Origin of the sequence: Pilosibacter rotomagensis (genome assembly GCF_045062245.2) — a bacterium.
Classification (GTDB): Bacteria; Bacillota; Clostridia; order Lachnospirales; family Lachnospiraceae; genus Pilosibacter.
Genome location: NZ_CM170323.1, coordinates 3,368,506 through 3,393,042, shown reverse-complemented (window position 1 = coordinate 3,393,042; position 24,537 = coordinate 3,368,506). Strand labels below are relative to the sequence as shown.

Genomic DNA, 24,537 nt, shown 5'->3' with positions numbered 1-24,537 from the left:
GACAGCTGTGGAGAGCGACAGAAGGAAGATCGAAGAAGCATATTTAAAAGCGGTGGATATCGGTTATTCCTACCATCTGGCGAAAAAGATGGAGGAGTTTAAGAGTAATCCGGTCCTTGGTTACCGTACAGCGGGATCGAAAGCGGAATTTGATACCGGGGAATTTCTGAAAGAGGAAATGGAGCGGATCGGGCTTTCAGATATCCATAAAGATGAACTCTGCCTGGATTCCTGGGAGTTCGAGAAGGCAGTCCTGCGTTTTGCGGACCGGGATGGAAAGGAACATGAATTCCAGCTCGGTGCCTATCAGACGGAGTTTGTGACGGATGGATGGAAGGAATATCCACTGGTCTACGCAGGCCGCGGAAAGGAAGCGGACTACGACGGCGTGGATGTGACGGGATGTCTTGTGATGGTGGACATCAACCAGAGAGATGAGTGGTGGATCAACTATCCGGTCTATCAGGCTCATTTAAAGGGTGCAGCGGCGGTGATCGCAGTTCAGGATAACGGTTATGCGGAGATCGACAGCGAGGCGCTCAATGCCCAGGATATCGCGGGCCCAAAGGATGCCCCGGCATTTTCCATGTCAAAGAAAGATGCGGAGATCCTGAAGACTGCGTTAAAAGAGACTCCGCGGATTACAGTGCAGTTTGATGCAAAGTCTGTCGTGAAGGAAGATATGCCTGCCTACAATGTATGGGGAACGATCCCGGGAAAGTCGGACGATATGATCCTGCTCAGCGGTCACTATGATTCCTATTTTGACGGATTCCAGGATGACAACTGTGCGATCGCGCTGATGTTCGGGATCGCAAGGACGCTGTTAAGGATCGGCTATCAGCCGGAAAAGACCATCGTATTCTGCTGTATGGCGGCGGAAGAGTGGGGAATTGAAAACTCCAAGTACGACTGGTCGACGGGGGCATGGCAGCAGGTCTTTAAGATCCGGCCGGAATGGCAGGGAAAGGTGATCGCGGACCTGAATTTTGAGCTTCCGGCCTATGCGCATAATCCGTGGGATGCGATCCGGTCTACCTATGAATATGAGGATTTTCTGAAGGAATTTGTAAAAGAGTTTCCGGTGGACGCAAAAAAGGTCTACCCGGAAGGTCTCGGCGTCCAGTGCCCGATCGAGACCTGGTCGGATGATTTTTCCGTCGCGATCTCAGGAATCCCGTCGATGGTGAATGAATTCAGCAGTGCGGAGTTCATGGAGACACATTACCACTCCCAGTTTGATAATGACGAGTATTATAATGCGGATGTATTTCAGTTTCACCATGAGCTCTACGGACTTCTCGTCATGGCGTTTGACCGGGTAAAAGTAGCTCCGGTGAATGTCGGACGGACGCTTCAGGCGCTCCAGGAGAGCGTCAGACCGGTTACTGGCCGGGAAGATGAAAAGGGCATCAGGATCCTGCTGGAGCGGACGGCAGAGGCGAAGAAGATCGCGGATGCGGTATATAAAAGAGTGAAAGAGATTAATGAGATCTCCCGGGACGATGAATGCAATTTGCGAAATGTGGAAACCGGAGAAAAGAGTGCCGGATGGAGCGGCAAAGCTGCTTTCGGCAGTATGCCGGAAGCGGAGAAAAGAGAGCTGTCCGGTCCGGAAAATACAAAATATGCTGCGCTTCAGAGGCAGCTCCTGTATTTGTTCCGCAAATGCCAGGACTATTTTGTCCGTCTCAACTGGCACGATGAGGTCCTGTTCCCCCACGAGGCCGCCCAGAGCAATCTGCACCATATCGGCGATGCAGTGCGCAGTCTGGAAAATAAGGACGTCAGAGGGGCTCTTGACGCCTTGTACCTGGTGGACAACAATCAGTATGCGTTCCAGTTTGACGATGAAGTATATCACTATTTTACGGAATATGTCCTGAACCAGGGAAAAGACCGGCTGCAGTGGGGAGCCGGACGGATCGTCCATCATGTGGATCTCTCGAAGGAGGTCAAGAGCCTCAAAAAGAAGATTGCCGAGGGCGGACATGACGTGTCGGAAGAGCTTTATGCACTGAAAAAAATGGAGGAAGAGCAGCTTGCCTGCTTTGACGATGACATAAGATATATGACCCAGGCCGTGGATACCCTGACGGACGGGTTAAAAAAAGCGAAAGAGGTGTTGGATTTTTAGTTATGGACAGCCAGATATTGTACCGGGTACAGAGAGAAGATCTGCCCCGGCTCCAGAAAATGCTGGTAGAATGTTTTGCCAGAGACCCACTTTATGAGACTCTGATCCCGGATGCCGAGACGAGAAAGCGGCTGATGCCGGAACTTTTTGAGTGTGATCTGAACGAGTTTTATGAGACATGTGAAATTTTTGCGGATAGCCCGGAGTTAAACGGACTCCTGGTTGTCTCCGATGAGGCGGAGGAATATGATCCGGTCCGCTTTTACCTTACAGAAGCGTGGGCGTCCTTAAAGACAGATGAGTATCTGATCAAGGAGGACAAGAGCTTAAAGACGCTCTGGAACTTTATCAAGGGCCGCGACTACTTAAACTCCCATTGGACGGCCCAGCTTCACCAGGAAAACCGCTTACATATCATCTACCTTGCGGTGAGTCCGAGTGTACAGCATCACGGGGTTGCGGAAAAACTGATGGATGATGCGATCCGGTATGCCGGAGAGCACCGGATGATGATCTCGTTGGAGACGCACAATGAGAAGAATGTGGCGTTCTACGCGCATTTCGGATTTAAGGTGTTCGGGATCGTGGAGAAAGGCATGGGACTGAAGCAGTATTGCCTGGTGAGAGAAATTCAGTAACCTAAAGAGGACTTATCCGGCCATGGCGGCTCTGCGGTGCACCGGAAACGGTCAGGAAATTTCATAACAGATAAAAAACAAGGACCTCAGCGATTGGCAGCCGCTGAGGTCCTTATTTTTATGGTATATATTGAGGAATAAACTTGCCCTTATTGGCAAATTGGGCAACTATTTCATGATCGCATCACCCGATATACAGGTGATGCAGGATCAAAGATTTTGATTATCTCTGTACACGTCCGGATCCGTCGCCGCCAGCTAATTTCTTAACTTCGTCTACGGAAACCATGTTCATGTCGCCTTCGATGGAGTGCTTTAAGCAGGATGCAGCTACTGCGAACTCGATGATGCTCTGAGCATCCATGTCGCTTAAGCAAGCGTAGATCAGTCCGCCGCCGAAGCTGTCGCCGCCGCCTACACGGTCAACGATGTGCATAGCGTACTTCTTGCTGAAGTGGTAGTCCTTGCCATCGTATAACATAGCGGACCAGTTGTTGTCGTTAGCGGAGATGGACTCACGAAGCGTAATAGCAACCTTCTGGAAACCGAAACGGTCAGCAAGCTGTTTTGCAACGTCCTTGTAGCCCTCGTGGTTTACAGCGCCCTTTGTAACGTCTGTGTTGGAAGCTTTGATACCGAATACATCGGAAGCATCCTCTTCGTTTGCGATGCAGACATCAACATATTTGCAGAGCTCGCCCATAACCTCGCCTGCTTTTGCCTTTGTCCAGAGTTTGTTTCTGTAGTTTAAGTCGCAGGAAACAGTGATGCCGAGTTCTTTTGCTTTCTTACATGCTTCAAGGCAGATAGCAGCAACAGTGTCGTTTAATGCCGGTGTGATACCTGTGAAGTGGAACCAGTCAGCGCCCTCGAAGATCTTAGCCCAGTCGAAATCTTCCGGAGTTGCCTCGGAGATTGCGGAATGTGCACGGTCGTAGATAACCTTGGACGGTCTCTGGGAAGCACCCTTCTCAAGGAAGTAGATACCTACACGGTCGCCGCCGCGGGTGATAGTGGAAGTATCAACGCCGTATCTTCTTAACTCGTTTACAGCTGCCTGGCCGATCTCGTGCTTCGGAAGCTTTGTAACGAATGCTGCATCAAAACCGTAGTTTGCAAGGGAAACAGCTACGTTAGCCTCGCCGCCGCCGTATGTTGCGCCGAAGTTGTTAGCCTGAACGAAACGATAGTATCCCTCCGGAGCGAGACGGAGCATGATTTCACCAAATGTAATAACTCTCTTGGACATGAGGATTCTCCTTAAAATTAATATGATTTATAGTCATGGACCGCGCGGAGCAGGGAAAGCGGTTAGCAGAGTCCCTGGTTACGCGGTATAAATTACGATTTTTATAACGGAAGATGAAGCTTATTTCTGTACCAGATGTACTGCGAAGCCGCCGATCTCGTCTGCGAGATAGATTGCTGTCATCTTGTCGCCTTTGAACTTAGCGGACTCTTCGTTGAACTTGTAGCCCATCATCTCAAGGTAGTTCTTTGCTCTTACTACAGAGTTTGTAGCAACAGCGATGTGACCCTTTGCGCCAAGTCCTTTGGACTTCATAGCCTCAACAGCTTTTCCTGCGAATACAGAGCTGTTGCCAACTTTCTTTGTGAATCCGAACAGACCGTCAAATGCATCAGCAGTCTTTTCAGCTTCAGCTTCGTTGTCGCAGTTGATTCCGATGTGAGCAAGCTCAAAGCCGAGCATTGTCTGAACAGCTTCCTTTGTGAGGTCGCGGATCTTATCGAACTCACCGGCAGCTACGAGGTCTTTCTTAACCATCCAGCTTCCGCCGCAAGCAAGGATCTTGTCAAATGCAAGGTAGGAGTTGATGTTCTTAGCGTTGATTCCGCCTGTCGGCATGAATTTCATCTGTGTGTACGGAGCAGCCATAGCTTTGATCATGTTGATTCCGCCAGCAGCCTCAGCCGGGAAGAATTTAACAACATCAAGACCAAGGGAGATAGCCATCTCAACGTCGCTCGGGTTGGAAGTACCCGGAGTTACCGGAATTCCTTTATTTACACAGTATTTAACAACTTCCGGATTTAAGCCCGGGCTTACGATGAATTTTGCGCCTGCGTTTACTGCACGGTCAACCTGCTCTGTTGTAAGAACAGTACCAGCTCCGACTAACATCTCCGGGAACTCTTTTGCCATAATACGGATGGACTCTTCAGCAGCTGCTGTACGGAATGTAACCTCAGCGCACGGAAGACCGCCCTCGCAAAGTGCCTTTGCAAGCGGTGCTGCGTCCTTTGCATCGTCCAGAACTACAACCGGAACGATACCAATTTTCTGGATCTTCTCTAAAACTTCGTTCATGATTCCTGTCTCCTTTTGTTTTTATAAATTTAGGAAATTCAGTTTTAGTCAATAATCAAGTCATATTGAGTTTTAATACCGAGTTTCATAATGCGGAACCATGTTTCGCATTGCGGTATCATCTAAATTAGATTATACTCACGCGATTCAAATTGTCAATAGCGAAAAAGCCTAATTTTACTGGATTTTCTGAGTAAAACTGCCGAAAAACAAATCGCTTCATTTTATAATGGAAGTGTGGTAAACTATAAAAAGTAAAAAAGGCAGCTGCCTGATGGGTTTGTGTATTTAACACGCCGGCAAAAACAGCTGCGAGAGATGATGAGCAGGTTAGAAAGGAAAAAATAATAATATATGGATATACAGTTTCATAAGCTGAGCGCTGAGAATTTTGAGAAGCTCAGCAAGTATTACGGAAGACGCCACGACAATACATGCGACAGCGTGATGCTCGACAACTTCCTCTGGGCGGACTATTATCATGTCCACTTCTGCGAGAGAGATGACAGAGCAGTTCTCTGGACGATGAAGATCATGGGCAAGATGTATGCGTCTCTTCCGGTATGCGCGATCGAGGATATGTCCCACTATTTCAATGAGATCGAACGGTATTTCAATGAAAATCTTCATCTGCCGCTGGAGATCTATCTTGCGGATCAGGAAGCTGTGGACGATTTAAATCTCCCGGCTGAGCGATATTCCGTGACGGAACTCCCGGACGCGAAGGACTATCTTTACAGCGCTGAGGCGTTAAAGACACTGTCAGGAAAGGCACTCCACAAGAAGAAAAATAACCTGAACGCCTTTAAGAAGGCATATGACGGACGGTATGAATACAGGACTCTCTGCTGTTCCGACGGCTGTGAAGTATGGAAATTCCTGGACAAATGGAGAGAAGGAAAAGGACAGGAAGTCGAGGGACATCTGGATTATGAAGTGGAAGGGATCCATGAGATCCTGAGAAACTGTTCGATGTTATCGGTCCGCATGGGCGGGATCTATGTGGATGACCAGTTAGAGGCGTTCTCGATCGGAAGCTATAACAGTAAGGAAAAGATGGCGATCATTCATATTGAAAAGGCAAATCCGGAGATGCGGGGTCTTTACCAGATGATCAACCAGCAGTTCCTGATCCATGAATTCCCGGACGCGGAGATCGTAAACCGTGAGGACGATATGGGTCTTCCGGGGCTCAGACAGGCAAAGATGTCCTATGCGCCGATGGGATTTGCGAGAAAGTATCGGATTAAGCAACTCGATTATCAGGCAGGAAGCGCGGAGTAAACTATGATACGGTATTTGGAGACAGAAGAAAAGGGAAGATGCCTGGATCTCTGGAGAGAGGCATTCCCGGAAGATTCCACGGAATTTTGTGATTATTATTTTAAGGAAAAGATGAAGGACAACCGGGTCCTTGTACGGGAGGAAAACGGTGAGATCGTGTCTATGGTCCACCGGAATCCGTACCGGATCTATATGCGGGGAAATGAGGCGGTCTGTGATTACATTGTTGGTGTCTCAACGCTGGTTTCTGAGCGCCACAAGGGATATATGAGAAGTCTCATGCTGGCGATGCTGCGGGATATGCAGGAAGAGCGCATGCCGTTTACCTTTCTGATGCCTGCAAGGGAATCCCTGTACCGCCCGTATGATTTCCGGTATATTTATGATCAGCCGCGCTGGGTCCTCAAATATAATCCCCATATCCACAGGGAGCCATGTGATCTGAAGACACTTGGAGCAGATCTTGCGGAATGGCAGACAGCGTGGTTAAAGAGACAATATGAGGTCTTTGCGATCCGTGATGAGGCATATTTACAGCGGATGGAGAAAGAACTTGCCAGCGAGAACGGAACCTGCACACTGCTCTACGACGACGACTGGTTTATCGGAATGCAGAGTGAGTGGGGCTTAAAGGAGCGGGAGATGCGTTATCTCTATACCGGAGAGCACTACCGGAGTGAGGCGGGGCAGAAACCGGCGATCATGGCGAGGATCGTCTGCATGCCGGAGTTTGTGACAAATATCCACCTCTCAGAAGACTGCCCTCAGGACGAGGTGACAGTGGAGATCGGGATCAACGACCTTTTCGTTCCTCAGAATCAGGGGGCGTGGCTATGGCATCTGACGAAGTATGGTTCCAGGATGACGCAGGAATCCAGGTTTATCGCGAAAGGCAAGATGGAGGTCCTGACGATCTCGGAACTCACGGAGTGGTTGTTCGGATACCGGACGCCGGCTCAGGTAAAGAAGATCCCATATGGGGAATTTATCGAGCCGTTCCATGGAGTGTTCCTGGACGAAGTCGTGTGATACCGGACTCACGGGGGACAGGTGCGGAGTGATATCGGGCGGATATGTGAAATTGTGAACGGTTGATTGAGAATACTTTTATAATAGGAAGGAGAAGATCTGTCATGACAGAGCGGGAAACATTAAAAAAGTGGCTGGATGAGAGCAGCAATATTGTATTTTTCGGTGGGGCCGGTGTGTCCACGGAGAGCCATATTCCGGATTTCAGGAGTACAGACGGACTGTACAACCAGGAATACGATTATCCGCCGGAGACGATCCTCAGCCATTCCTTCTATATGAGAAAGCCGGAAGAATTTTACCGGTTCTACCGGAATAAGATGCTGTTCCCGAACGCGGAGCCGAACCGGGCGCACAAAGCGTTGGCAAAGCTCGAGAAGATGGGAAAGCTGAAGGCAGTTGTAACGCAGAATATCGACGGACTCCATCAGAAGGCGGGAAGCAAAGAAGTTCTGGAACTTCACGGTTCTGTCCTCAGAAATCACTGCACCCGCTGCGGAAAATTTTACGGTCTGGATGCAATCTTAAATTCCACAGGTGTGCCGAAATGTACCTGCGGAGGAACAATCAAGCCGGATGTTGTGCTCTATGAAGAGGGACTGGATTCGGAGACGATCGAAAAGTCTGTAAATTATATCGCAAATGCGGATGTTCTGATCATCGGAGGAACTTCCCTGACTGTATATCCGGCGGCAGGACTGATCGATTATTACAGAGGACATAAGCTGATCCTGATCAACAAGTCGGTGACGCCGATGGACAGCCGCGCCGACCTTGTGATCAGCGGACCGATCGGGGAAGTGCTCGGGGATGCAGTCGGAGTCTGAGTACGGAAATCGGGGATACAAAAAATAAAGGACCTGAAAACAGGGACTGCAGGTGTTTATGATGGAATAGAAAAAGCCGGAAACATACATAAGGGATTCATCCGATGAAAGGAAAAGATATGGTCCGGCAGGAGACGGGGAGGAGACAGAATGTATCAGGCAGCAGAAAATCGTTATGATTCGATGGAATATAAGTGCTGTGGAAGAAGCGGGTTAAAACTCCCGCGGATCGCGCTGGGACTGTGGCAGAATTTTGGACTGGAAAAGACGATCGCAGACCAGGAAGAGATCCTGTGCCATGCGTTTGACTGCGGGATCACACACTTTGACCTCGCGAATAACTACGGTCATCCGGCGAATGGACTTGCGGAGAAAAACTTTGGCCAGGCGTTGAAGGACTGCCTCGGTACATACCGCGATGAGCTTGTGATCTCCACAAAAGCCGGCTATGATATGTGGCCGGGCCCGTATGGCAACTGGGGATCCAGAAAGTATCTGATGGCGAGTCTTGACCAGAGCCTGAAACGCATGGGACTCGATTATGTGGATATTTTTTACCACCACAGACCGGACCCGGAGACGCCTCTTGAGGAGACAATGGGTGCGCTCAGTGATATCGTCCGCAGCGGAAAAGCACTTTATGTCGGACTTTCCAACTATAAAGAGGAAGAGACGAGAAGAGCGGTGAAGATCCTAAAGGAGAACGGAACTCCGTGTCTGATCCACCAACCGCGCTACAACCTGTTGGAGCGCTGGGTGGAGGACGGACTGCTCTCCGCGCTTGATGAGAACGGCGTCGGCTGTATCTGCTTTTCCCCACTGGCGCAGGGTGCGCTGACGGATAAATATCTGAAGGGGATCCCGGCGGACTCCCGCGCTTCGCGTGCAGGAACGACCGTCGCACAGAGATACCTTTCGGATGAACAATTAGAAAAAATCAAACAATTAAATCAATTTGCTGCAGAGCGTGGTCAGACACTGGCGCAGATGGCGATCTCATGGATCTTACGCCGGCCGGAGGTGACGACGGTCCTGGTCGGAGCGAGCCGGGTTTCCCAGCTGGACAACAGTCTTGCGGCGTTAAAAAATACAGCTTTCTCCGAGGATGAGCTGAAGAGGATTGACGAAATTCTGGCATAGGCTGCTGGTTGTTACTTTTTCCAGTTACAGTGCGCGGGCATGGAGTGCCCGTGTACTGTAACTGCTGGTCCGGGACGGAAAAAAGACAGGAGACAGAATGATGGTATATGAGGTAGGAGATATTGTAAAATTAAAGAAACCGCATCCGTGCGGCAGTCAGGAGTGGGAGATCCTGCGCGTGGGCGCGGACTTCCGCCTGAAATGCATGGGCTGCGGCCACATGGTGATGGTTACGAGACGATTGGTGGAGAAAAACACCAGAGGACTCCGGAAACCGGACGGGACGGAAGTGAAGTAAATGGAGACTGGAAGAGAAACACTAAAACAGCAGGCATACCGGATCATAAAAAATAAGATCTTATATTGCGAATATGCCCCAAATGAGGTCCTGAATGAAGAATTACTGCTTCAGGATACGGGATATAGCCGGGCGCCGATTCGAGACGCTCTGGGCCGGCTGGAACAGGAACATCTTCTGGTGATCATGCCTAAAAAGGGAATTCGCATCTCGGATGTGAATATGAATGATATCAGCTCTGTGTTTGAAATGCGATGCATGGTAGAACCATATGTGATCCGGATGTATGGAAACCGTCTGGATAAGGAAAAACTGAGGGAATATAAGAAAAAGTTCGAAACTGATATTACGCCGGAGAAAGTTATGGATGCGGCGAAAGAAAAACGATTGATCGAAATGTTTACTCTGGATGATGAATTCCATCAATATATTGTTCGGAACAGTCCTAATCCATATATGTGGATGTCGATGGAGCTGATCTATAATCAGAATACCCGTCTTCGCGTTCTTACAAGTCTTGACCTGAATCGATTGATGCAGTCAAAACCGGAACATGCGGAGATTATTGATGCTCTTCTTGAAGATCGATATGAAGATGCTGCAGATAAGATGAAAAATCATTTAAGAAAAGCAAAACAAGGATCTCTTGACACGTTTGCGTCATATGGAGACTGGCTCCGGAAGAAAGAGCAGGATCCTATCGGATTCAGACCATAAGAAATATTTTTTGAGACAAATCAGAAATGAAAGCGACTGCTGATCGGAATATACGATCGTGGTCGCTTTTTGCTTGACTGCATTTGTTTTGTGCATATCGCCAAATATGTAGACAAAAAATATGTAAATATGTCAAATTGACAAACACAAAATGTGAGAGTATGATGAAATTATCTGATACATGTAACAGAAAGACGACCTGAAGGAGTTCTGACGATGAGCAAAATGGAAGATGAAATGACAGCGTTTCAGATTGATGAGCGGGATAATGTGGCAACGGCTCTGAAAGTGCTGAAACCGGGGACCGTAAGACTTCTTGGCGACAGCCGGGAAAAAAAGCTTTCAGTCAGAGAAGAGATCCCTGCGGGACATAAGGTGGCATTGACAGATATTGCGGCTGGAGAAAATATCGTAAAATATGGGGTTGTGATCGGTCGTGCAACGAAAGATATCCGTCAGGGGACGTGGGTTCATCTGCATGTCATGTGCAGCATTTATGACCAGCGGTCCAGCCACCTTGATGTGCATACAGGAGCGCCGAAAGATACACGCTATGAATAATGGAGAACGGACATGAATCACACAGAAATTTCCTGGATGGGCTATAAGAGAAAAGACGGCAGAAAAGGGATCAGAAATCGTGTACTTGTGATCTATACAGTAAAATGTGCAGAGCATGTTGCAAGGAAAATCGTGGATGAAGTCCATCATCCGGAAGTGGAACTTTTAGGATTTGATGGTTGCACGGATAATCAGTATGCTGTAAATATGCTGATCAGTCTGATCCGTCATCCAAATGTAGGTGCGGTGCTTACGGTTGGACTCGGATGCGAATATGTTCAGCCGGAATGGCTGGAAAAGATCGCACTTCAGGAAGAGAAAATTTCATCCTGGATCCGGATCCAGGATGAAGGAGGAACGGTTCCGTCGATCAAAAAAGGAGTCGCCTGGGTTCGTGAGGCGCTGAAAGAGCTGGAGAATACTCCGAGAGTTCAGATGACGCTGCAGGATCTGGTAATCGGAGCAGAATGCGGCGGAAGTGATTATACGAGCGGACTTGCCGGAAATGTTGTAGTCGGCCGCCTTTTTGATCAACTTGTAAAAGCCGGAGGTACCGCGATCTTTGAGGAGATCGTTGAGGCAGTCGGCCTTGACTGGCTGCTGACATCCCGTGCGGCATCTGAGACCGCGAAAGAGGAGATCCAGTATACATACGACAAGGCACTGGAGTATTGTAAATCCGTGCGCCAGTATTCGGTGAGCCCCGGAAACTTTGCCGGCGGTCTCTCGACGATCGAAGAAAAGAGTATGGGAGCGGTGATCAAAAGCGGTTCCAGTCCGATCGAGGGAGTGATCAAAGTCTCGTGCCCGCCGAAAAGACATGGCCTTTGGCTTTTGGATTCGACACCGGATCCCTATTGGATGCAGTTCGGGATCACAAATCCGAATGACTCGGAAGGTCTGATGGATCTGATCAGCTGCGGCGCTCACATTGTCTTTTTAGTTACAGGAAGAGGAAATGTTGTCGGAAGCGCAGTAAGCCCATGCATCAAGATCACGGGAAACCGGGAGACATTCCGACGAATGAATGGGGATATGGACTTTGACGCCAGTCCTGTTCTGTACGGAGAATGTACACAGGATGAACAGGCGGACCGGCTGATGGATTATGTGGTACAGGTAGCAAAGGGAAATCTATCTAAAGGTGAAGAATTGGGACATCGGGAATACTTTGTGCCATATAAGTATCAGGAAAAAGAAGTTGCATTTCGAAAATGTGAAAAGACAGAAATATAGGGGATCTGGAGGAAATCATGGCAGCTTTTACAGAACAGCAGAAAACAGAATTTTCTATGCAGAAATGGTATGATCTTTCCGGAAAAACAGCAGTTGTGACGGGAGGAATCACCGGTCTGGGACTTGCGATCACAAGATGTCTGGTCAGTGCCGGCGCAAAAGTGATCGCATTGAGCCGGACAGATGAGAAGAAGGGAAATGAGATCCTGAAGGAATTTGGCGGAAAAGCAGTTTTCTACCAGTTTGATATCACAGATACGGATCATGCACAGGTAATCGCAGACAGAATTCAGAAAGAACAGGGACCGGTTGATATTCTGGTGAATAATGCCGGAAATCACTGCAAGAAATATATTTGGGATATGAGCGTGGAGGACTATAAAAATGTCCTGGATGTTCATCTTGTCGGTGCATTTGCATTGACAAAGGCCTTTATCCCGCAGATGAAGGAACGGGGCTGGGGAAGAATTATTTTCCAGGCCAGCATGACAAGCTATATTGGACAGCCGCAGGTATGTGGCTATTCTACTGCAAAAGCAGGATATCTTGGTCTGATCCATACCTTGACAGCGGAGGTGGCGGAATACGGGATCACAGTGAATGCGATCGCACCTGGCTGGATCGATACTCCGATGTTCCACAAAGCCGTGGACAATGATCCGCCGCGTCTCGCGAAGATCCTGGGGCGTATTCCAGCAAAAAGTGTTGGAGATCCGATGGATGTCGGTATGTGCGCAGCATTCCTTTGCAGTGATGCGGCGAGATATATTTCAGGTACATGTATTCCGGTTGACGGCGGGGCACTGATCGGATTCTAAGATGGAGGAAAAAGTACGATGAAGACAGTAAAAATGCTTGAACCCAGAAAGGTTGAGGTGCTTCAGAACGATGTTCCGGTACGTGAAAAAGGCATAGCATTACTTGAACGCAGATAAGCATTCCCCCGCTTCAAGTGCGCGGAGCACTAAGCGGTGGGTGAGTGGGATGCTTATGTCAGTGGGAGTTGAAAGCTCCCACTGACAGATCGCGAAGCGACTGCGTTCATGAGCAAGTAGCGAAGCGGATTGCGAATGTCCGCTTTACATTTTATATGGTGGAATATGTGGAAGTGATCTTGGTACTTACCGTGGAAATCTTCCGTATGTTTCCTATCCCAGAATTCCTGGACATGAATTTTCAGCCCGCGTTGTTGAGGCGGATGAAAATGAATATGGAATCAAATCGGGAATGATCGTAACAGCAAATCCTTATTTTAATAAATCGCAGATTTTTTCAGCCGCTTCGCCTGCCGTACCCGTGTTTTTAATATCAAATTTCGCATATTTGCGGTAAAGATCACGGCGAATGAGGTACATATCCTGAACTTCTTTTTTTGTATGATTCTTAAACAACGGCCGCTCCGGATGCTGTGCAAGATTGGCATAGCAGTCCTCAAATGGGCGGTCAATGTAGAAGATCATTCCGTTTTTGGCGAGAATCTCGCCATTCCGGTCAAAGGTCAGCATGCCGCCGCCGGTGGAGACGACGGATGGACCAAGTGTGCATACCCGGCGGGCGATCTCGTGTTCATAATCACGGAAAAGTGTTTCGCCGCCTTTGGCAAAGATTTCCGGGATCGTCATCTGATAATGTTCGATCAGCATCTGGTCAGTATCGTAAAATGGAAGTCCAAGACGTTCGGAGAGCAGCTTTCCGATGGTGGTCTTTCCGCTGCTTGTAAAGCCGCATAAAATAATAGGACAGTTTTTTGTCATATCGAATCCTTTCATTATATAAGAACATATCACTTCAGCAGATCTCATAATTTCCAAACCGCTCATGTGAAAATGCAGATTGACCGTAAAATCAGTAAAAACACATATAAAATACCATAAAAACAGAGGAAACGCAACTTATGAGTCAGCACTGCAGCAGCTATTCCGACTTCAGAAGTGGATGATGTCCCAGAAACTGCTGAAGAGCCAGATTCCCGGACGCTTTCTTCCAGGCGGCGATGATCTCGACGACTTCCTCCTCGCCGATCAACGGAATAAAGACAAGGTTATCGGCGTTCGTCAGTTTCTGAGTGACGTAAGCCGGGATGATCGAGATCCCCTCTTCGGCGGACACCATCATGAGGATACTCTCGACGTCGTTGGACCGGAAAAAGATATCCGGGTGGTAGCCGGCTCGCTCGTACATCTCGTAAAAACGCAGATCACTGACGGAATCGCCGGTGCTGGATGGGGTCATAAACAGGAGACGTTCCCCGTGAAGCTCCGTGCGGCGCAGAGATGACCGCCCGGCAAACGGATGGCTGCCGTAGACCGCAACCATGAGCGGACTCCGCTCGATCAGCCGGTATTCGATGGAATCATTCTTTACAAGCTCGGTGCTGTCCCATGTAAAAATAATATCGTATTCATCCTTCAGGAGCCCTGCGGCGAGAAGATCTGTGTTCCTCCGGTAGCAGGAGACGAGGATATTCGGATATTTATTATGGAAGAAACGCAGCGAGCTGGAAAAATTGCTCCGCTCAAACCCTTTCGTGTATCCGATGCGGAGTGTACCGACCATACCGGTAGAAACCTCCTGGATCCTGTTTACCGCCTGGTCGATCCGGTCGAGGATGGATCTGGCATCGTTCAAAAAGGCGCTTCCTGCGGGAGTCAGTGTGATCGGACGGCTTGTCCTGTCGAAGAGCGGGACGCCGAGACTGTCCTCCAGGGCATGGATCTGCTGGGTGATCGCGGTCTGCGTAATATAAAACTGATCGGCTGCTTTCGTGAAGCTGCGGCACTCGGCGGCAGCCACGAAATATCGGAGCTGGTTTGTATTCATAACGGAAACTTCCTCTCAAAAAATTCTGTATCGCCTGAAGAATATACATAAATTCCACATGTTTGATGAAAATGATCGATGATTCCTGCATAACATAAGTTTTCCTTATGATACCATACAAAAAGCGCGGTTGCAAATCCTTTTATCGGGCAGTATCATAAGGTTACTGACGTCGGGGCTGCGGATTTTGCCGATCTGGGCTGCGAAGCATCATCGGCGTCAAGAACCCCTGACGGCATAAAAGCCGACAGGAGATGGAAAAGGGGAGTTATATCATGAAACGAGAAAATTTTGGTTCGCGCCTGGGATTTTTACTGGTGAGCGCGGGCTGCGCGATCGGAATCGGAAACGTATGGCGGTTCCCGTATGTGGCGGGACAGAACGGCGGCGGAGTATTCGTCCTGTTCTATCTGCTGTTTTTGCTCTGTATGGGCGTTCCGGTCCTTACAATGGAACTTGCGGTCGGTCGTGCGGGACGAAAGAGTGCTGTCGGTGCTTACAAGGCACTTGAAAAGCCGGGAAGCCGGTGGCATGTACACGGATGGTTCTGTATGATCGGCTGTTATCTTCTGATGATGTATTACACGACGGTTTCCGGCTGGATGCTCAGCTACTTTGTAAAGTTTGCGACAGGAACTTTCACCGGAATGGATGCAGACCAGGTGGCAGGAGTATTTGGGAAAATGCTCGGCAATCCCGGCGAGATGGGTCTCTGGATGGCAGTAACAGTCATTGCCGGATTCTTTATCTGCAGCAGGGGACTTCAGAACGGACTTGAAAAGATCACAAAATGGATGATGGCAGCTCTGCTCGTCCTGATCCTTGTGCTGGCCGGACACAGCCTGATCCTTCCGGGAGCGAAAGAGGGACTCAGCTTCTACCTTCTTCCGGATATTAAGCGTGCGGCGGACGTCGGACTCGGCTCCGTGATCATGGGCGCCATGAACCAGTCATTCTTTACATTGAGTCTTGGCATCGCGGCGATGGAGATCTTTGGAAGTTATATGTCCGAGGACCACACACTTGCGGGCGAAGCGGTCCGGATCTGCGGTCTCGACACGCTGGTAGCGCTTTCCGCCGGACTCATTATCTTCCCGGCCTGCTTTTCATTCGGGGTACAGCCGGATGCCGGTCCGCAGCTGATCTTCATCACTCTGCCGAATGTGTTTGCCAACATGGCAGGCGGACGGATATGGGGAATGCTGTTCTTCTTATTCATGTCGGCAGCGAGCTTTTCCACAGTCATTGCTGTGTTTGAGAACCTGCTCTCCAGCTGCATGGACAACTTTGGATGGAGCAGAAAGAAAGCTTCTATATTAAATTGTATTTTTGTATTGATCGCAAGCCTGCCTTGCGTACTCGGATATAATGTGTGGAGCAGTCTGCACATTATCGGTGCGAGAGATGTCCTGGACTCTGAGGATTTCCTGGTCAGCAACCTGCTCCTTCCGCTGGGATCTCTGGTCTATCTCCTGTTCTGCGTGAGCAAGTGGGGCTGGGGATACGATAAGTATCTTGCGGAAGCGAACCATGGAACGGGACTTAAGATGCCGGAAGCGAAGTGGGTAAAGATCTATTTCCGCTATATTCTCCCGGTCCTGATCCTGGTGATCCTGATCCAGGGACTGGCGTAAGACTTAACAATTTAATGTGATATACGCATAAAAACTTTAAAGTGGAAAAGTTTTTATATTGATTCTGAAAAAACAGTGTGTTATAATGAGCGCAAAAGAAAAATAAGCAGCTGCTTGGCAGAGCTTCATTTTTCTTTTGCCATTAACAAACAAAAAGCCTGTAAATTCAGGCAGTGAGTGCGTCAGCACGGGGTTATGAGTTTGATGGCGGAAGCAAAAACTAAAAAAGAGGAGAGTACCACAATGAAAAAAATGATCGCACTGGGCATGGCAGCAGCTATGATGTGCATGTCCCTGACTGCATGCAGCGTCTCAACATCTTCCAAGACTGAGACAACCGCAGCAGCAGAAACAACAGCAGCAGACACAACCGCAGAGGCAGCGAAAGACGCAGAGAGCACCGCAGAGGCAGCCGGCGATCTCGTTGCAACTGCTGATTATCCGACAAAGCCGATCACAATGATCATCCCTTACGGCGCAGGCGGAACAACCGATACATGGGGCAGAAAGCTGGCAGTTCTGCTTGAGAAGTATTTAGGACAGCCGATCACGGTTACCAACCAGGGCGGTGCATCCGGATCCATCGGCAGCCAGTTCGTAAAAGAGCAGCCGTCCGACGGTTACACACTTCTTGTTTGTGCAGAGACAATGGGAACCTACAGAACCATGAACATCTGCGACCTTGGATATGATGACTTCACCGTTATCTCCCCGTTAGTCGGCGATCCGAAGGTTCTCGTAGTTGGCAAAGATTCCAAGTACAACACACTGGAAGAGCTTCTTGACGATATCAAGGCAAACCCGGGCAAGATCACAATGTCCCACTCCGGTCCTGGAGGAAGCGGACACAACCAGGGTCTCGTATTAAAGGAGCTCGGCTATGAAGTAGCAATGACAAGCTTTGATTCCGGTAATGACGCACTTCTCGGAGTTATCGGCGGACAGGTTGACTTTACAAACCCGAACATCTCCACACTTGGCGGCTATATCGAGAGCGGCGACGTAAAACCGTTAGCAGTATTCTCTGACAAGAGAATGGACGCTTACCCGGATATCCCGGCATTCACAGAGACAGTTCCGGAAGCTGAGAAGTACTTAAATATCCCGTACACACTTCTTTCCTTCGTTGTAAACAACGATACTCCGCAGGAGGTTGTCGACGTATTAAAGGCAGCATCCCAGAAAGTATTTGCTGATCCGGAGTGGACAGAGTTCGTAGAGCAGAATGCAGCTGATCCGGTATATAAAGAGTATACAGATGACGCTTCCATCCAGGCATTCTACGACAACTGGAAATCTGTTATCTGCTGGTTACAGTATGACAACGGTGTTGCTGAAAAGAGTCCGGAAGAGTTCGGCATCAAGAGAATTGGAGAATAATCAATGAAGAATAAAATTCATTCGCTGATCGTCGAAGGAATTGTATTTTGCGGGAGCGGCCTTGTGCTGCTCTCGTATTCTCTTTCATCCTACGCAAAGGGATTTAACAAGAGCTGGGCGCAGTCCCCGTATCTGTTTCCGCTCATCGTGGCGCTTGCCATGATCGGTCTGTCCTTATGGATCGTCGGAGAGGGAGTTACGGCAATGAAAAAAGAAGCCGCGGTTCCGAATGACAAGAAGGTGTCAAAAGCAGAAAAAACAGAAAAGCGGCGCTGGGTCGTGATCGCGCTGATCCTCTGTGTGCTCTACTATGCAGCACTTGCTTTTATAAAAGTTCCGTATGTGACCATCGGAATTTTATCTTTTGCGTACACATTTTCAACATTTGAAGTTGTGACCATCGTGTTCCTGATCGCCATGATGATCTTCATGGGCGTCAGAAAGATCCCGGTCCTCGTATTTGTACCGATCGGAACTACATTATTTTTAAGCCTTGCATTCCGCACATTCTTACATGTGCTTCTGCCATAGAAAGGAGAAAGGGAAAATGTTACAAATGTTATCCGTGGTCGATCCGCGGTTTATCCTCATGGTTCTCCTTGGTTCTGTGGCTGGTCTGTTCGTAGGCGCGATCCCGGGACTTTCCGTGTCCATGGCGACAGCGCTTCTTGTATCCATTACTTATACCTGGGAACATTCAGACGCCCTTGCGATGATCATGGGCGTATATGTAGTCGGAGTATTCTCCGGCGCGGTATCGGCGATCCTGATCAACATTCCGGGCGCTCCGTCCTCTGTTGTAACAACGCTTGACGGATATCCGATGTCGAAAAAGGGACAGTCCTACAAAGCGCTGTTTACCGCAACGATCTATTCCTTCATCGGAAGCTTATTTGGACTTCTGGCACTCGGACTTCTCGCAGAGCCGGTCTCTAGAGTTGCGATCAAATTTACAAAAATGGACTATTTCCTGTTAGCTCTGTTCGGACTTGCGACGGTCGGATCCGTCAGCACGAAGAACTATGCGAAGGGCCTGATCAGTGTTATGATCGGTCTCGTGATCAGCATGATCGGACTTGACCCGTTAATGGGAACAAAGCGCCTGACCTTCGGAATCCAGAACCTCGCGGGCGGTGTCAGCACAGTTCCGGCACTTGTCGGCTTCTTCGGTTTCGCAGAAGTGCTCTCTGTTGTATACAACATGAAGCAGGAGCAGAATGTCCTTGCGATGGAAAAGGCGAAGGTCAGCCTGAAAGAGATCTTAAAAAGCTGGAAGCTTTCCTTATATACATCCACAATCGGTCTTTTAGTCGGCGCTCTTCCGGGAGCAGGCGGACCGGTGGCATCCTTTATCGCATATAATGAGGCGAAGCGTCTCGTAAAGAAGCCGGAGATTCCCTTCGGTGAGGGCGCAGTGGAAGGAATCGTGGCCAGTGAGTCCTCCAACAACGCATGTATCGGCGGTGCACTGATCCCGATGCTGACGTTGGCGGTTCCGGGCGACGCAGTTACCGCGATCATCCTTTCCGTATTCTATGTCCATGGCTTACAGCCGGGTCCGTTATTTATCACCCAGAACAAAGAATCTTTCTACTCGATCGTAGTAGCGGGAATCATCGCGTGCTTTGCGCTTTTACTGTTAGGACTGATTGTTGCCCCGAGGATCTGTAAGGTCATTACGATCCCGAAGAACATCATGATCCCGGTGGTAACGAGTCTCTGTGTGATCGGTTCCTTCGCGTGCAACAACCGTCTGTTTGATGTGGGACTCATGTTCTTCTTCGGACTGATGGGATTCATGATGCGCCGGTTCGATTATCCGGTTGCCCCGCTGATCCTTGCGATGGTACTCGGAAAGATGATGGATTCCAACTTCCGTCAGGCAGTGTCCCTGGCATCGTCCTCCGACAACCCGTTTATGGCGATGTTCGGACATCCGATCACGATCGTTCTTTCGATCTGTACATTATTCGTCCTTCTTGGAAATATTCCGTGGACGAAGCCGTATATCGATAAAGTAAAAGGGATCTTTTCGAGAAAAACGGCGTAATTTCAGATAAAACTTCTGAAAAACAGGCTGGATCACCAAATTTCGACCGGCGCAGGATCTCTCACCGGTGTGAAAGACGGTAAGGAATGAAAAAAGTATAAAAAGTGCAGGAAATCAGGCAAAAAGTGCTTGCATTTCCTGCTCTTTTTTGCTAAGATTATTACCTGTGACATGTAAAAAATCCTTGCTCCTGATACTGAAAATCGGGGGCCGGAAGACCAGAAGGAGGTTTATGAAACTATGAACAAATACGAGTTAGCAGTTGTTCTTAGCGCAAAACTTGAAGATGACGAGAGAGCAGCCGCACTTGAGAAAGTGAAAGGCTATATCACACGTTTCGGCGGCAATATCGTTGATGTGGACGAATGGGGCAAGAAGAGACTTGCATACGAGATCCAGAAGAGCAAAGAGGGATTCTACTACTTCATCCACTTCGAGGGTGAGGCAAACTGCCCGAACGAGGTAGAGGCTCATATCCGTATTATGGAGCCGGTTGTCCGTTATCTTTGCGTAAGACAGGACGCTTAATAAAGAAAGAGTGAGAATATGAACAGAGTTATCCTTATGGGTAGATTAACCAGAGATCCGGAAGTACGCTATTCCCAGGGCGAGCGCTCCATGGCAATCGCAAGATATACGCTTGCAGTTGACAGAAGAGGCAGAAGAAGCCAGGACGGCGATCAGGGTCAGACGGCCGATTTTATCAACATCGTAGCTTTTGATCGTGCCGGTGAATTTGCGGAGAAATATTTCCGTCAGGGCATGCGTGTACTGGTTTCCGGAAGAATCCAGACCGGAAGCTATGTAAATAAGGATGGCCAGAAGGTCTATACAACAGATATTATTGTAGATGACCAGGAATTCGCTGACAGCAAGGGTCAGGGCGGCGATAACAGCGGCTTTGGTGGCGGCAACAGCTACGGCGGCGGAAACCGCGGCGGCTACCAGCAGGCAACAAGACCTGCTCCGTCCAGTGCGATCGGCGATGGATTTATGAATATTCCGGATGGAGTCGAGGACGAAGGACTTCCATTCAACTAAACGAATCAGTCTTCGGAAAAGCGGTGCCTTACTCCTAAGGTGTTGTGAGTGGACTGGTATAACGAAACTAACAGGAGGTAATTTAAAATGGCATTCAATAAAGGTGACAAGTCCGATTCTTCCAGAGTAAGAAGAGGCGGCATGCATAGAAGAAAAAAAGTTTGCGTATTCTGCGGCGATAAGAACGGCGAGATCGATTACAAGGACGTAAACAAGTTAAAGAGATACGTATCTGAGAGAGGAAAAATCCTTCCGAGAAGAATCACTGGCAACTGCGCAAAGCACCAGAGAGCTTTAACAGTAGCTATCAAGAGAGCACGTCATATCGCTCTTATGCCGTACACATGTGAATAATTCCTTAGAATAAGGATTTTCACTGATAAAGTAAGGTTTTATCTAATTAATTTGAAGCATCATTCGAGGATTCCATATGAGAGATCATGTGGGATCCTTTTTTGCGCAGCAGGGAATTTTCTGTTACACAAAAAGGCGCTAAATGCCAATGATGCACGTTCGCGTGAAGATCAGGTTCACCAGATGGAGCTATGATTGATATTGACATTAAATCGAAACAAGAAAAAGAAATTTGTTTTTTCTGAAAGCAGGGAAAATATAAGGAACTGCATGAAACTTGCTTTTAAGGATAATTAAGGATATTTATGTCTGAAAATTGACTTTTTTGCTGACGCTATTTCTACTACGTAGAGGAAAAGCCAAAAAAAGAAACAGCAATGTGGAAGGGCAGTACACTATTCGAGAAGTCATTGAAAGGTCCAGGACATTATTCTGGACCCTTTTTTAGCTTTCTGAGGAAGTCTTATGGAGAAACAGTACACGGCTATGCTGTTCCCACATTGGTTTGCGGTTCATGAAAAGGTATCGAAAGGGGTGACTATAAACTCTCTTGACTTAAGCCACAATTTGAAGCTGAAGAACTTATCAATTACTTCAACACCGAATTTAAAGCATCTTGATGTGAGTATGCTTACTGAATTGAACGCGGGTGGGATGTCGATTAATCTTTTTGAGTATTTAACAAGAATCAGCAAGAATTCTCCCACCTCTATAGGTGGTGAGATGAATTGCCATCTCTTGCATAGTGCCATAGTTGGCATGTAAATATCAGATTATTGCACATAGCTGTGCTGTGTATTGTAAACTTCTCATATATTGATTTTTGCAGTCGTGCTATATCATCAATTCTGCATACAATGAATAAGCCTGAAGCCTGAAGGGAAAATAGATTGCAGATTGAACAGAACAAATGTTCTGAAATGTAATAGACAAATAATCTCATTTGTGATATAATTAAATCAGTCGAAATAAAAAGAAGGGCTGATAAATATGAGAGAACTTGACAATAATGCACATTCAGTATTTTTACTCTATTATCATCTGATCCTGGTCGTAAAGTACCGGAAAAAGGTCCTGAATGATCCGATCTCGGGTCGCGCACGAGAAATCTTTGAATACATTGCGCCCAAATATCATATCACCCTGGAAGAGTGGAATCACGATGAGGACCATGTCCATATCATGTTCCGTGCCCATCCGAAGTCGGAACTCAGTAAATTTATCAATGCCTATAAAAGTGCCAGCAGCCGTCTGATCAAAAAAGAGTATCCGGAGATCCGGCAGAAGCTCTGGAAGGAAATGTTCTGGAGTCAGAGCTTCTGCCTCCTGAGTGCCGGCGGAGCTCCGATCGAAGTGATCCGTCAGTACATCGAGACACGGGGGGAGAAAAAACATGAACGTAGTATACCGGTTTCGGATCTATCCCAATAAAATACAACAGGAACTGTTTGCAAAAACATTTGGATGTGTCAGGTTTGTATATAACCGGATGCTGTCAGAAAAGAAGGAATGCTATGAAAAGACCGGAAAAAATCTAAAGGTCACTCCGGCAAAATATAAGGAAGAATTTCCATGGCTAAAAGAAGTGGACAGCCTTGCTCTGTGCAATGCCCAGCTGCACCTACAGACTGCTTATAAAAACTTTTTCAGGGATCCATCGTTTGGTTTTCCGAGATTCAAGTCAAAAAAGAATCCTGTTAAAAGCTATACCACAAACAGCGTCAATGGAAATATCCTGTTAAAAGATGGGAAGCTGAAGCTCCCAAAGGCAGGCTGGATCCGGATCCGGCAGCATCGTAAGATCCGGAAAGATGCCTGCCTGAAAGGTGCATCCGTCTGTCTGGAAGCTGATGGGCGGTATTATGTTTCTCTTCTGTATTTTTGTGAAGAAAAGCCAGTGGAAATAAGGAACATAAGGCAGGTCGTCGGACTCGATTTTTCCATGAAAGAACTATATGTAGATTCCAATGGAAAACATGCAGGTTATCCGCACTATTTCAGAAACAGCGAGGAAAAACTGGCGAAAGCGCAGAGAAAACTGAGTCATTGCCGGAAGGGGAGCAATCGTTACAAAAAACAACAGAAAAAAGTGGCGCGGATCCATACACATATCGCTCACCAGAGAAAAGATTACTTGCATAAAGAATCAAGAAAGATAACCAATTTCTATGATATCGTATGTATCGAAGATCTGGATCTGAAGACGATGAGCGGGGAACATCATTTTGGAAAAAGTGTCCATGATAACGGCTGGAGAATGTTCACAGATTTTTTGCAGTATAAACTGGAACGGGAAGGGAAGAAACTTGTCCGCATCGACCGCTGGTATCCCAGTTCCAGAACATGCAGCTGTTGTGGAAAAATAAAACATGATCTGAAACTGGAAGATCGGGTATATCTTTGCAGCGGCGGAAACCGGATGGACCGTGATGAAAATGCGGCAGTCAACATCTGCAGGGAAGGTCTGAGAATGTCCGGGATCATATTAGAAAAGAGCGAAAAAGCATCATAAAAAGATATCAGTCCAAAAGAACCGTGGGACACACGGGGATCGCTCGTGAATGCTTTGCCCAACGGGGCAATCGAACGAGAAGCCCCCACTTCAAGCGTGAGCTAAGTGGTGGGAGTATGTCACCAACATTTGTAGGTAATGGACTCGTATTTCCAAGCGGTATTTGGTATGAGGATCCGGAGAAAAGAATAGAAGTTAGTGAATGTAAAAAAGGTCAGACGATATATAGTTACCATTATAAAGCTGAGACCGATGGTGCAAAAAAAGTGATGCGCAGAGCACCGGTGAATCCGGAAACCGCATCCAATGCGTTGAGAAAAACGGATGTTGTTTCAGAAACCGAGGAGCAATGTTTGTCGTAGGCCGGATAAAAATGTGGGCAGAGTCTTTCCTCGCAGTGTAAATAGGCGAGAAATCAAACCACACGAAAGTTTGGCTGAAAACGTCTGGCTTATAACAAAATAAGCAAAAACGGCACTGGTTAGAACGGTGCCGTTTTTGTTTGCAAATTCTTCAGTTAGATTTTCTTGTTCAATTCGCGATCACAAGG

The 24,537-nt window shown here is 47.9% G+C and carries 27 protein-coding genes; 23 read left to right on the top strand and 4 right to left on the bottom strand.

Annotated features, from left to right (window positions below):
* The first annotated feature begins 7 nt into the window (after window positions 1-7).
* Together ACI3EW_RS15255 and ACI3EW_RS15250 are read left to right on the top strand one after the other, a co-directional pair.
* A complete protein-coding gene (locus ACI3EW_RS15255; protein WP_405578117.1) occupies window positions 8-2,137 on the top strand; it encodes a M28 family peptidase in 2,130 nt (709 codons plus the stop codon).
* 2 nt (window positions 2,138-2,139) lie between these two features.
* Window positions 2,140-2,775, top strand: coding sequence for a GNAT family N-acetyltransferase (locus ACI3EW_RS15250; protein ID WP_117468983.1), 636 nt, complete (start codon window positions 2,140-2,142; stop codon window positions 2,773-2,775).
* Window positions 2,776-2,998: 223 nt separating this feature from the next.
* Here the strand turns inward: ACI3EW_RS15250 and ACI3EW_RS15245 are convergent, their stop codons facing one another.
* Both ACI3EW_RS15245 and ACI3EW_RS15240 read right to left on the bottom strand, forming a co-directional pair.
* Window positions 2,999-4,024 carry a PfkB family carbohydrate kinase gene (locus tag ACI3EW_RS15245; protein WP_405578120.1) on the bottom strand — a complete coding sequence of 342 codons (1,026 nt, stop codon included), beginning with the start codon at window positions 4,022-4,024 and terminating at the stop codon, window positions 2,999-3,001.
* 120 nt (window positions 4,025-4,144) lie between these two features.
* Window positions 4,145-5,104, bottom strand: coding sequence for a bifunctional 4-hydroxy-2-oxoglutarate aldolase/2-dehydro-3-deoxy-phosphogluconate aldolase (locus ACI3EW_RS15240; RefSeq protein WP_118531547.1), 960 nt, complete (start codon window positions 5,102-5,104; stop codon window positions 4,145-4,147).
* A 354-nt stretch (window positions 5,105-5,458) separates the two neighbouring features.
* On the opposite strand from ACI3EW_RS15240, the gene ACI3EW_RS15235 reads away from it, so the two are divergent.
* The 10 genes from ACI3EW_RS15235 (at window position 5,459) to ACI3EW_RS15190 (ending at window position 13,528) form a co-directional block, all read left to right on the top strand.
* On the top strand, window positions 5,459-6,388 hold the full coding sequence (locus tag ACI3EW_RS15235) for a DUF2156 domain-containing protein (RefSeq protein ID WP_118531549.1): 930 nt from the start codon (window positions 5,459-5,461) through the stop codon (window positions 6,386-6,388).
* A 3-nt stretch (window positions 6,389-6,391) separates the two neighbouring features.
* The gene (locus ACI3EW_RS15230; RefSeq protein ID WP_329751981.1) at window positions 6,392-7,417 is read left to right on the top strand and encodes a GNAT family N-acetyltransferase; all 1,026 of its coding nucleotides are present in this window, start codon (window positions 6,392-6,394) and stop codon (window positions 7,415-7,417) included.
* Window positions 7,418-7,521: 104 nt separating this feature from the next.
* Window positions 7,522-8,244: an NAD-dependent protein deacylase gene (locus tag ACI3EW_RS15225; protein WP_118297326.1), complete on the top strand. Its 723-nt coding sequence runs from the start codon at window positions 7,522-7,524 to the stop codon at window positions 8,242-8,244.
* A 150-nt stretch (window positions 8,245-8,394) separates the two neighbouring features.
* Complete coding sequence (gene mgrA, locus ACI3EW_RS15220) at window positions 8,395-9,384, top strand: L-glyceraldehyde 3-phosphate reductase (RefSeq protein WP_405578125.1); 990 nt, start codon at window positions 8,395-8,397, stop codon at window positions 9,382-9,384.
* A gap of 100 nt (window positions 9,385-9,484) precedes the next feature.
* The gene (locus ACI3EW_RS15215; RefSeq protein ID WP_015552966.1) at window positions 9,485-9,682 is read left to right on the top strand and encodes a DUF951 domain-containing protein; all 198 of its coding nucleotides are present in this window, start codon (window positions 9,485-9,487) and stop codon (window positions 9,680-9,682) included.
* The gene (locus ACI3EW_RS15210) at window positions 9,683-10,399 is read left to right on the top strand and encodes a GntR family transcriptional regulator (RefSeq protein WP_118297323.1); all 717 of its coding nucleotides are present in this window, start codon (window positions 9,683-9,685) and stop codon (window positions 10,397-10,399) included.
* A 216-nt stretch (window positions 10,400-10,615) separates the two neighbouring features.
* Complete coding sequence (locus ACI3EW_RS15205; protein ID WP_405578128.1) at window positions 10,616-10,960, top strand: UxaA family hydrolase; 345 nt, start codon at window positions 10,616-10,618, stop codon at window positions 10,958-10,960.
* Between the two features lie 12 nt (window positions 10,961-10,972).
* Window positions 10,973-12,196, top strand: coding sequence for a UxaA family hydrolase (locus ACI3EW_RS15200; protein ID WP_405578131.1), 1,224 nt, complete (start codon window positions 10,973-10,975; stop codon window positions 12,194-12,196).
* Window positions 12,197-12,213: 17 nt separating this feature from the next.
* Window positions 12,214-13,014, top strand: a complete 801-nt coding sequence (locus ACI3EW_RS15195; protein WP_329751985.1) for an SDR family NAD(P)-dependent oxidoreductase — start codon at window positions 12,214-12,216, stop codon at window positions 13,012-13,014.
* A 265-nt stretch (window positions 13,015-13,279) separates the two neighbouring features.
* Window positions 13,280-13,528, top strand: coding sequence for an alcohol dehydrogenase catalytic domain-containing protein (locus tag ACI3EW_RS15190; protein WP_142410859.1), 249 nt, complete (start codon window positions 13,280-13,282; stop codon window positions 13,526-13,528).
* On the opposite strand, the gene ACI3EW_RS15185 is transcribed toward ACI3EW_RS15190, so the two are convergent.
* Both ACI3EW_RS15185 and ACI3EW_RS15180 read right to left on the bottom strand, forming a co-directional pair.
* Window positions 13,444-13,950 (bottom strand): shikimate kinase, encoded by a 507-nt coding sequence (locus ACI3EW_RS15185; RefSeq protein WP_287524608.1) that lies wholly within the window; start codon window positions 13,948-13,950, stop codon window positions 13,444-13,446. The genes ACI3EW_RS15190 and ACI3EW_RS15185 overlap by 85 nt on opposite strands.
* A gap of 160 nt (window positions 13,951-14,110) precedes the next feature.
* Entirely contained in the window at window positions 14,111-15,016 is a 906-nt protein-coding gene (locus ACI3EW_RS15180) for a LysR family transcriptional regulator (protein WP_405578136.1), read from the bottom strand.
* A gap of 275 nt (window positions 15,017-15,291) precedes the next feature.
* On the opposite strand from ACI3EW_RS15180, the gene ACI3EW_RS15175 reads away from it, so the two are divergent.
* From ACI3EW_RS15175 to ACI3EW_RS15125, 11 genes are all read left to right on the top strand, one after another.
* Window positions 15,292-16,650, top strand: a complete 1,359-nt coding sequence (locus ACI3EW_RS15175) for a sodium-dependent transporter (protein WP_405578139.1) — start codon at window positions 15,292-15,294, stop codon at window positions 16,648-16,650.
* A 243-nt stretch (window positions 16,651-16,893) separates the two neighbouring features.
* Complete coding sequence (locus ACI3EW_RS15170) at window positions 16,894-18,030, top strand: Bug family tripartite tricarboxylate transporter substrate binding protein (protein WP_118297316.1); 1,137 nt, start codon at window positions 16,894-16,896, stop codon at window positions 18,028-18,030.
* A gap of 3 nt (window positions 18,031-18,033) precedes the next feature.
* Window positions 18,034-18,561: a tripartite tricarboxylate transporter TctB family protein gene (locus ACI3EW_RS15165; RefSeq protein ID WP_405578142.1), complete on the top strand. Its 528-nt coding sequence runs from the start codon at window positions 18,034-18,036 to the stop codon at window positions 18,559-18,561.
* A 16-nt stretch (window positions 18,562-18,577) separates the two neighbouring features.
* Window positions 18,578-20,080 carry a tripartite tricarboxylate transporter permease gene (locus ACI3EW_RS15160; RefSeq protein WP_405578144.1) on the top strand — a complete coding sequence of 501 codons (1,503 nt, stop codon included), beginning with the start codon at window positions 18,578-18,580 and terminating at the stop codon, window positions 20,078-20,080.
* Between the two features lie 240 nt (window positions 20,081-20,320).
* Complete coding sequence (gene rpsF, locus ACI3EW_RS15155; protein WP_015552973.1) at window positions 20,321-20,608, top strand: 30S ribosomal protein S6; 288 nt, start codon at window positions 20,321-20,323, stop codon at window positions 20,606-20,608.
* Between the two features lie 18 nt (window positions 20,609-20,626).
* Entirely contained in the window at window positions 20,627-21,121 is a 495-nt protein-coding gene (locus ACI3EW_RS15150; RefSeq protein ID WP_142410617.1) for a single-stranded DNA-binding protein, read from the top strand.
* Window positions 21,122-21,208: 87 nt separating this feature from the next.
* Window positions 21,209-21,475 (top strand): 30S ribosomal protein S18, encoded by a 267-nt coding sequence (gene rpsR / locus ACI3EW_RS15145; RefSeq protein ID WP_015552975.1) that lies wholly within the window; start codon window positions 21,209-21,211, stop codon window positions 21,473-21,475.
* Between the two features lie 465 nt (window positions 21,476-21,940).
* Window positions 21,941-22,240 (top strand): hypothetical protein, encoded by a 300-nt coding sequence (locus tag ACI3EW_RS15140; protein WP_485663208.1) that lies wholly within the window; start codon window positions 21,941-21,943, stop codon window positions 22,238-22,240.
* Between the two features lie 225 nt (window positions 22,241-22,465).
* Window positions 22,466-22,906: an IS200/IS605 family transposase gene (gene tnpA / locus ACI3EW_RS15135; protein WP_485663206.1), complete on the top strand. Its 441-nt coding sequence runs from the start codon at window positions 22,466-22,468 to the stop codon at window positions 22,904-22,906.
* Window positions 22,869-23,987, top strand: a complete 1,119-nt coding sequence (locus ACI3EW_RS15130; protein ID WP_485663204.1) for an RNA-guided endonuclease TnpB family protein — start codon at window positions 22,869-22,871, stop codon at window positions 23,985-23,987. Before tnpA ends, ACI3EW_RS15130 begins: the two co-directional genes overlap by 38 nt.
* A gap of 116 nt (window positions 23,988-24,103) precedes the next feature.
* Window positions 24,104-24,349, top strand: a complete 246-nt coding sequence (locus ACI3EW_RS15125) for a hypothetical protein (RefSeq protein WP_147352751.1) — start codon at window positions 24,104-24,106, stop codon at window positions 24,347-24,349.
* Window positions 24,350-24,537 lie beyond the last annotated feature (188 nt).